This window comes from Kitasatospora sp. NPDC059827 (genome assembly GCF_042731675.1).
In the GTDB taxonomy this organism is placed as follows: Bacteria; Actinomycetota; Actinomycetes; order Streptomycetales; family Streptomycetaceae; genus Kitasatospora.
Genome location: NZ_JBHWIV010000050.1, coordinates 54920 through 63112, shown reverse-complemented (window position 1 = coordinate 63112; position 8193 = coordinate 54920). Strand labels below are relative to the sequence as shown.

At 74.6% G+C, this 8193-nt stretch carries 9 protein-coding genes; 3 read left to right on the top strand and 6 right to left on the bottom strand.

What is annotated here, in order from left to right; translation table 11 throughout:
* The 5 genes from ACFV8H_RS27440 to ACFV8H_RS27420 all read right to left on the bottom strand — a co-directional run.
* A partial coding sequence (locus ACFV8H_RS27440; protein WP_380404958.1) for a hypothetical protein occupies positions 1-936 on the bottom strand: 936 nt, incomplete at its 3' end.
* Entirely contained in the window at positions 936-1799 is an 864-nt protein-coding gene (locus ACFV8H_RS27435) for an SAF domain-containing protein (RefSeq protein ID WP_380404955.1), read from the bottom strand. The genes ACFV8H_RS27440 and ACFV8H_RS27435, both read right to left, overlap by 1 nt.
* 65 nt (positions 1800-1864) lie before the next feature.
* Positions 1865-2803, bottom strand: coding sequence for a hypothetical protein (locus ACFV8H_RS27430; RefSeq protein ID WP_380404952.1), 939 nt, complete (start codon positions 2801-2803; stop codon positions 1865-1867).
* The gene (locus ACFV8H_RS27425; RefSeq protein WP_380404950.1) at positions 2797-3420 is read right to left on the bottom strand and encodes a hypothetical protein; all 624 of its coding nucleotides are present in this window, start codon (positions 3418-3420) and stop codon (positions 2797-2799) included. Before ACFV8H_RS27425 ends, ACFV8H_RS27430 begins: the two co-directional genes overlap by 7 nt.
* Before the next feature lie 137 nt (positions 3421-3557).
* On the bottom strand, positions 3558-4409 hold the full coding sequence (locus tag ACFV8H_RS27420) for a hypothetical protein (protein ID WP_380404948.1): 852 nt from the start codon (positions 4407-4409) through the stop codon (positions 3558-3560).
* Positions 4410-4558: 149 nt separating this feature from the next.
* On the opposite strand from ACFV8H_RS27420, the gene ACFV8H_RS27415 reads away from it, so the two are divergent.
* From ACFV8H_RS27415 to ACFV8H_RS27405, 3 genes are all read left to right on the top strand, one after another.
* The gene (locus tag ACFV8H_RS27415) at positions 4559-5017 is read left to right on the top strand and encodes a pyridoxamine 5'-phosphate oxidase family protein (RefSeq protein ID WP_380404945.1); all 459 of its coding nucleotides are present in this window, start codon (positions 4559-4561) and stop codon (positions 5015-5017) included.
* Between the two features lie 108 nt (positions 5018-5125).
* Entirely contained in the window at positions 5126-5578 is a 453-nt protein-coding gene (locus tag ACFV8H_RS27410) for a MaoC family dehydratase (RefSeq protein WP_380404942.1), read from the top strand.
* 379 nt (positions 5579-5957) lie between these two features.
* On the top strand, positions 5958-7127 hold the full coding sequence (locus ACFV8H_RS27405; RefSeq protein ID WP_380404964.1) for an MBL fold metallo-hydrolase: 1170 nt from the start codon (positions 5958-5960) through the stop codon (positions 7125-7127).
* A gap of 48 nt (positions 7128-7175) precedes the next feature.
* On the opposite strand, the gene ACFV8H_RS27400 is transcribed toward ACFV8H_RS27405, so the two are convergent.
* Positions 7176-8123: a DUF389 domain-containing protein gene (locus tag ACFV8H_RS27400; protein WP_380404939.1), complete on the bottom strand. Its 948-nt coding sequence runs from the start codon at positions 8121-8123 to the stop codon at positions 7176-7178.
* Positions 8124-8193 lie beyond the last annotated feature (70 nt).

Below are 8193 nucleotides of genomic sequence, written 5' to 3'. Positions count from 1 at the left end.
CACCACCGGGGTTGGCTGCACCGGCGTGGGCGGCTCCGGGTTCGCCGCGAACTGCTCGGCCGGCCCGGGGGTCGCGGTTCCGGTCACCGCGGGCCCGCCCGGCGCCGCGCCCAGGGCGGGCGCCGGTGCGGCCGCCGGGCTCGCGGTGGGCGCGAGCCGCTGCCGCCGTCGGCGGACCAGCAGCTGCACCTCGTCCGCCGCCGACCGCGCCGTGCGCATCAGCTCCGAGCGGATGAACCGCCGGTCGGTGGTGTCCCCGCCGTCGGAGAGCACCCGGGCGGTGCGGGGGGCGTGCGGCAGCTCACCGAGCACCGGCAGGCCGAACTCGCGGGAGACCTCGGCGCCCGAGTACGGCCCCTCGGAGACCAGCAGCAGTCCGAGCGCGTCCGTCCCGGTCCCGGCGGCGGCGAGGTCCTCGCCGAGCGCGGCGAGCCGCGGCCGGGCGGCGCTCAGCCCGCGCAGCGTGCTGCGGACCGTCACCGCCACCACGTCGGCGCGGCGGGCCAGCACCGCTCCGGCCCCGGTGGCGCCGGAGCGGCCGAGGTCGACGATGACGTCGTAGCCCTGCCGCTCGATGCCGTGCAGCAGTTCGGCGAGCGGCTCCCAGGTGTAGGCGAGGCCGGAGGCCTGGACCGGGTCGGTGAGGCCGGGCAGCAGCAGCCGCTCGGCGTCGCCCTCGGGCGAGAGGTCGATGAGCTGTTCCCAGATGGTCTGGGCGAGCAGTCCGCGCCGGTCGGCGACGGCCAGGTTGCGCAGCCCGTACACCGCCTCGACCCGGCCCTCCAGGGCGCCGGCCAGTACCGCGCCGCCGTCCGGGTCGGCCTCGACCAGCAGGATCCGGCGGCCGGGCTGGAGCGGCCAGGCGAGCAGCAGTGCCAGGGCGGTGGTGGTCGCCCCGGGCGCGCCCGGGCCGCCGACCACCGCGATCACCGCCATCAGGCGCCACCCGCCCCGGCCGGGGTCGAGGGCCCGCCGCCGCCTGCGGGGGCCGCCCCGCCGGGGGGCGTCGTACCCGTGGGCGTCGTACCCGAGGGTGCGGCGCCCGTGGGGGCCGCGCCGGAAGGGGCGGCCGAGGGCGAGGCCGGGGCGCTGCCGCCCGGGGCCGCGCGCGGGGCCAGCAGCACCTGGATCCGTCCGCCGGCCACCCACTGCGCCAGCCGCGGCCCGTCCGCCGTGCCGACCGCCACGTCGACCACCTGGCTGCCGTCGGTGTCCACCCGGCCGACGGTGATGACCGTCGCGGCCAGCGAGTCGGGCCGGCCGTTGTCGGGGGTGTTGACCACGACGATCTGCACCCCTGGCTGGAGCCGGCTGGCGGGCAGTTGGGTGCGCTTGGCCGACACCCCGACCACGATCTGCCCCGGCTGCACGGTCAGGCCCTGCGCGAGGTCCGAACCGGTCAGCATGGCACCGCGTTTGAGGTCGGTGGCGGCCCGCAGGCCGACCGCCCTGGCCCGGTCCTGGGCGGAGACCGGCCGCAGCGCCGGGTCGCCCGCGATCCGGGCCACCACCAGGTCGTCGTCGGTGATGACCTGCCCCCAGGGCACGTCCCGGGCGAGTGCCAGCACCGCGACCCGCTGGCCGGTGCTGTTGTAGAGGACGGCGCCGCCGAGCCCGCCGGCCGCGATCAGCGCGACCGCCATGGCGAGCACCGCGGGGCGCCGGCGCCGGGCCCGCATGGTGCGGCCGGGCGCGTGCGGCGTGGCCCGGCCCTGCTCCTGCTGCTCCGGTACCGCCACGGACACCGCGGCGCCCGCCGGCGTGCCGGACCCCGGCGTCGCGAATGTACGGTTCTCCACCGGGTTCCGCCCTTCCCTCGTTCGCTCTTCGGATCGTCAGTTGCCGAACGGCCCTTGTGGTGCCGTCAGTTGAGGACCTGCACCTCGGCGACCTTGAGCGCGAGGTCCGCTCCGCGCGGCATGTCGATGTCGAAGGTCTTCGCGTTCGGCCCGGTGATCACCACGTGGGCCCGCCAGTGCGCGGTCACCGTGCCGGTGAACACCCCGCCCTTGCGGGTGCCCGAGCCGACCGCGAACTCGTAGCCGCAGTCGGGGGACTTCGCGTCCCCGTACTTCGGGTCGTACGGCGTCCCGGCCGTGGCACAGTCCACCGTCATCCCCTGGCCGAAGTCCCAGGTCATGCCGTCCAGTTGCGCGGTGACGGTGACCGAGGCGCCCGGCACCGTGAGCGAACTCGGCGCGGGCGCCACCATGCCCTCGGCCCAGAGCCAGACCGGCAGCTTGACCACCGCGGTGTCCTTGGGCGCCAGGCTCGCCTTCGGGGTGGGGAAGACCATCCGGTCGGCGAGCAGCTTCGCCTGCACGGTCAGGTTGATCACCGGGGTCGCGCCCGCCGCGTTGCTCACGAACTGCAGCTGCAGGCCGTCCTGCCCGCCGCCGGTCTGCGGGCAGACCTTGGAGTAGACGGCGCCCTCCGAGGGCTTGTGCCCCTCCCAGGCCGGGTCGCCCTCGGGCGGCTGCGCGTCCAGGGGCCGGAAGTAGCACCCGACGTCGCTGTTGAAGTAGCCGCGCTCCGGGTCGTAGCAGGCCCACTGGGTGCCGTGGTAGCTGCACAGTTGCGGCCCGCTGCCGCCGGTGTCGCCGCCGCCCTGGGAGGTGCCGGGCGTGGTGGTGCTGTTCCCGCCGGTTCCGGCGTGCGAGCAGATCACGCTCGGGGAACAGGTCTCCGCCCCGGCCGCCGGTGGTTCGTCCGCCGTCGCCGTTACCGCCGAGGACAACAACAGCCCGGCGGACAACGATGCGACGACCGCGAACCGTCGGCCCGGTTTCCGCGAGTTCAGCATGTCCGGTCCACCTCTCGCTTGAAGTCGTAGATCAGCCAGTGCGCTTGGAACCATCGCAGGGAAGCGGTCGCGACATAGCGGTTGAGCCGGTCGGCCGGATCCTTCGCGGTACGGGTGACGGCGTCGACGCGGTGCCAGTCCGAGACGTCGAGACAGTCCTCGATCACGGCGGTCTGCGGATCGGCATTCAGGTCGACGGCCTTCACCACCGCCGAATTCCGCGGCATTCCGGTCATCACCAGTTTGGCGTCGTGGAGTTGACGGAGGTCGACCAGGGCATCGGACAGGGCCCGACCGGAGGAGTACGCCTCGAGCGCGGAACCGTCCGAATCCGTACGCCCGTAGGCCGTGGCCTGCGCCCGCCACCAGTCCTGATACGTCCTCAGGGCCAGCCGCCCCCGGGCCCCTTCCGGCCCGTCGGTCGGCGCGATCGCGCCGTTTGCCGGACCACCCGAAGGAGTTAACGGGTTCACTCCCGCAACCGTGGGCACGGGCGACCCGAGACGATCGACGGAACCACCGCCACCGCCACTCGCACAAGCGCCGAGCAGCAACACCAGAACCGCCCCGCCAGTCCCGATCGCCCCAGGGCGCAACACATTTCCGCGCTGCCGCATCGCCCCACCTCGTCGCGACCGAGCCGATCCGTGATCAACGGTCGCCAGGAGAATTCCGAAGACCCGCCGATGTTTCCACTGGGGATCGATTCTTCGCCAACCCACCCCATCACGGCAACACCTCAGGCCCCCTGACCTTACGCGGAAGGCGGTTCCGTCGGGGCACTTTCCCGCCACAGAACGGCCAACAGTTCTTCGGAAAGCGACAATCCGGCCAATGCGCCCCGAACAGCGGCCCGATTGCGCATCAACAGGCGCCCGCCGTGCGGCGGAACGAGCAGGCGCGCGCCCGGCGTACCCGGACCGCCGGACGGATCGCCCCCGTCCAGCAGTCCGGCCACGGCGGGCTGGAGGTCCAGCGGGGCGACCGCCGCCGGGGCGCCCGGGACGCCGTGGTGCAGGACGGTGGTGAGCGCCCGGCTGAACGAGCCCTCCTCGCCCGGCAGTACGGCGTCCCGGCCGCGTCTGCCCGGGGCGTAGCGGCCGATCCGGCCCCACAGCGGGACCCGGGAGTAGCTGAGCAGTTCGCCCGCGCTGTCCTCGCCGGGCCGGTCCAGCGCCGTCCAGGTCTCCCGGTCGGCCACCGCGTCGACCAGCAGCAGGGTCTCCTCCTGGTCCCCGTGCACCATCGCGCTGACCACCCAGTCCCAGGCCAGGCCGCGCCGGTAGGCGTTGCCGGGGGTGCTGCCGCCGGTGACCAGGGCGAGCCGGCGCCCGCGCGGGTCGGCCACCAACTGGCCGACCAGGCAGACCACCAGCCAACGGCCGGGGCGCCGGGCCGCGTCCCGGACGGCCGTGAGCATCGCGTTGGCGTCCGCGTCCGGCGCCACGGCCGTCACCCGGCAGCCCGCGGCGCCGGTGTCGAAGCACATCCCGGGCAGCACCTCGGCCAACAGCCGGGCGCCCGCCGGGGCGTGCGCCGACCCGCCGTAGGCCCGCTCGGGCCCGCCGTCCGCCCCGATCACCACCAGATCGACCCCGCCGGCCATCCGTCCGCCCCCTCCTGCGCCCGCCCCTCCACCGATCCCGACGCGGGGCAGGCTACCGCTCCGGCCGGGCGCCGACGGGGCTCCCGGCCCGTCCGCTCAGGGACCATGGGCCCTATCGACGCCCGCGCCGACCGAGGACGATCGGACGCATGGAGCGTGAGGACCGAGTGGAGACCCTGAGCGAGGCCGAGTGCCTACGGCTGCTCAGCACCGTGCCCGTCGGGCGCGTGGTGTACACCGAGCACGCGCTGCCGGCCGTCCTGCCGGTCTCCTTCGAGGTCCTGGACGGGCGGCTGGTGCTCGCCGTGCGCCGGGGAAGTGCCACCGCGCGCGGGCTCGACGGCACGGTGGTGGCCTTCCAGGCGGACCTGCTGGACCCGGTGACCCGCACCGGGTGGAGCGTGCTGGTGCACGGCCGGGCCGACGCCGTCAGCGAGCCCGAGCAGGTGCGCCGGGTGCTGCGCTCCGGGCTGCGGCCGTGGGTGGGGGACCCGGAGCCGCTGTTCATCGCCCTGGTGCCGGAACTGGTGAGCGGCCGCCGGCTGTTCCCGACCGGGCAGGGATCGCTCGGGCAGGGATCGCTCGGCCGACCGCTGCTGCGGCCCTGAGCTCGGCTTTCGCACTCCGCTCCTGACAGGTACCGGCGGGTAGGCATACGCTTCCGGCGTCCTGCCCCCGTGACCCCTCCCCGGGGCCGTCCCCTCCAGGAGCGCACCGTGACGACCTTCGCCTCCCTCGCCGAGCTGACCGCCGCCGTCGGCACCGAGCTGGGCACCAGCGAGTGGCACACCATCGACCAGCGGAAGATCGACCTGTTCGCCGAGGCGACCGGCGACCACCAGTGGATCCACGTCGACCCGGAGCGGGCGAAGGAGAGCCGGTTCGGCTCGACCATCGCGCACGGCTACCTGACCCAGTCGATGATCCCGGTGCTGGCCAAGGAGTGCTACGGCGTCGAGGGCGTGCGGATGGCGCTGAACTACGGCTCGGACAAGGTGCGCTTCCCGGCCCCGGTGCCGGTCGGCACCGCGATCCGGGCCACCGCCGAGCTGCTCTCGGCCACCGAGGTGCCGGGCGGGGTCCAGGCGGTGGTGCGCTTCACCATCACCAGCGAGCAGAGCGACAAGCCGCACTGCGTCGCGGAGGCGATCACCCGCTTCTACGCGTAGCGGCGGGCCGGCGACGGGCGCGGGGCGCGGGCGCCGGGCACCCGCACCACGCGGGGCCGGGCTCGGCGCCGGTGGCGCGTGCCCGGGTACGCCGATTGGACCGCGCCGGGCTCTTCGCCGGGTCCGAACGGCCCACGGCGAGTAACGTCCGACGAGATGGTTGTCGTACCCCAGTGGCCCCACGGCCCCCGGGGTACGCGCCCCGGCCTGCCCGGTAGCCGTGACCGTCCCAGGAGGAGCCGTGCCCCGCCCCGTCCCGTGGTTCTCCCGTCTCGCCGGTCTGACGTCACAGTTCGCACCGCCGCCCAGCGCACCGGACGCCGACCGGGCCGCGCTCGGCCGCGGCGCCCCGGAGCGCGCGCTCCCCGGCCTCGCCGGACTGCCCCGCGCCGCCTGGCACCGGGTCCGCACCGACGCCTTCGGGGCCGACCCCCGGGGCGAGCGGCTGGCCCGGATCCGCCGCTCGCCGCAGTTCGCCGACGGCGCCTTCCGCAACCCGGTGCCCACCCGCCGCCTGGTCTACGAGCGCAGCCCGCTGGAGATCACCCTCGCCCAGCTGAGCGGGGACAAGACCCGCCGGGCGCCGTCCGCCGCGGTGCCGGTGCACCGGCTGCTCCCGGTCGACCTCGCCGCCCCGCCCGCCTCCGGGCTGCGGCTCACCTGGCTGGGGCACGCCACCGTGCTCGCCGAGATCGGCGGGCGGCGCGTCCTGATCGACCCGGTCTGGGGCGAGCGCTGCTCCCCCTTCGGCTGGACCGGCCCCAAGCGGCTGCACCCGGTACCGCTGCCGCTGTCCGAACTCGGGCCGGTGGACGTGGTGGTGATCTCGCACGACCACTACGACCACCTCGACATGCGCACCGTGAAGGCCCTGATCGGCAGCGGCGCGGTGTTCGCCGTACCGCTCGGGGTCGGGGCGCACCTGGAGCACTGGGGCGTGCCGGCCGGGCGGATCGTCGAGCTGGACTGGTGGGAGTCGGCCGAGGTCGCCGGACTGACCCTGACCGCCACGCCCGCCCGGCACTACTGCAGCCGGGGTCCGCGCACCAGCGCGCTGTTCCTCTGGGCGTCCTGGGTGGTCGCGGGCGGCGGGCACCGGATCTTCCACAGCGGGGACACCGGCTACTTCCCCGGCTTCGCGGAGATCGGCCGCCGGCTCGGCCCGTTCGACGCGACGATGATGCAGGTCGGGGCGTACAGCGAGTTCTGGCCCGAGGTGCACATGACCCCGGAGGAGGGCGTCCGGGCGCACCTGGACCTGGGCGGCGAGCTGCTGCTGCCGATCCACTGGTGCACCTTCAACCTGGCGATCCACCCCTGGGAGGAGCCCGCCGAGCGCGTGGTCACCGCCGCCCAGGCGCTCGGCGCCCACCTGGCGGTCCCCCGCCCCGGCAAGCCCTTCGAGCCGGCCGACCCGCCGGCCCTGCGGCTCTGGTGGCGCGCCGTCGCGGCCAGGCCGCGCGGCATCGAGCCGCTGGTCGCGGAGCGGACGGAGGTGCGGGAACAGGCGACGGGTTTCAGCGAACAGATTTCAAACTCTGTCATCTGAAATCTGTCATCTGTTATCTGTTCGCTGTTATCTGTTCGCCGTCAGCTGTCAGCTGTTCGCCGCCGTCCCCCGGCGGCGCCGGATCACCGCCCAGCCCGCCTCCTGCACCACCAGGGTGAGCACCCCGGCCAGCACGATCCCCAGCAGGTTCAGCAGCAACTGCACGCTGGATCCCCAGAATTGATCGACCTTGCCGTACCCGAGCGCGACCGCTGCGTTGGCCGCGGCGGGCACGGTGGTGACCGAGATCGCGACGCCCACCAGGGTGCCGGCCTTCGCCGAGGTCAGCGAGAGCAGCCCGGCGACGCCCGCCAGGAAGGCGACCACGAAGGAGGTCGCGTCGGGCTGCCAGATGAACGAGGTGTTCGGACGCACGGCGTCGAACCGCTCCACCGAGAAGAGCCCCAGCGCGTCCATCAGCAGTCCGAAGCAGACCGTCAGCGCCATCGCCACCAGGAAACCCGTGACCAGGGCGTTCAGCGAGCGCAGCGCCGGGCGCATCCGGCGCTGGACGATCGCCACGCAGAGCCCGGCCAGCGGCCCGAACTCCGGGCCGACCGCCATCGCGCCGACGACCAGGATGGCGCTGTCCAGCACCGAGCCGCAGGCCGCCAGCATGGTGGCGACGGTGAGGAAGGCCAGGAACACCCAGGTGAGGGTGGACTCCTCGTGGGTGATCTCGGAGACCGACTCCCACACCAGCGCGTCGGCCCCCTCCCCCGGGGCCAGCCGCTCGGCCTCGTCGGCCGCCGCCGAGAGGCTCAGGTCGAGCGCCGAGACGTCGATCGCCCCGCGCTCGACCAGGCCCGTCCCGCGCAGTGCGCCCAGCACCTCGTCCAGCGCCTCCCGGGCGACGTCGCAGAGCACCACGTCCCCGGCGGGCCGGACGGCCGCGTCCGGCAGGACCACCACGTGGGTGACCCCGACCGAGTCGTCCAGGCAGCCGAGCACCGGCTCGCGCAGGTCGGGCGGGACGATCAGGCGAAGGTGCAGCACGGGCTCTCCGGTACGTAGCGGACGGATCGGAAATCCCGCCCACCCTAGAACCTGACGCCCCGCCCGCCCT

Bases quoted from the DNA above. Each gene is read 5' to 3' on its own strand.
- ACFV8H_RS27430 (WP_380404952.1), bottom strand. From the start codon at position 2,803: ATGCTGAACTCGCGGAAACCGGGCCGACGGTTCGCGGTCGTCGCATCG.
- ACFV8H_RS27425 (WP_380404950.1), bottom strand. From the start codon at position 3,420: ATGCGGCAGCGCGGAAATGTGTTGCGCCCTGGGGCGATCGGGACTGGC.
- ACFV8H_RS27420 (WP_380404948.1), bottom strand. From the start codon at position 4,409: ATGGCCGGCGGGGTCGATCTGGTGGTGATCGGGGCGGACGGCGGGCCC.
- ACFV8H_RS27415 (WP_380404945.1), top strand. From the start codon at position 4,559: ATGGAGCGTGAGGACCGAGTGGAGACCCTGAGCGAGGCCGAGTGCCTA.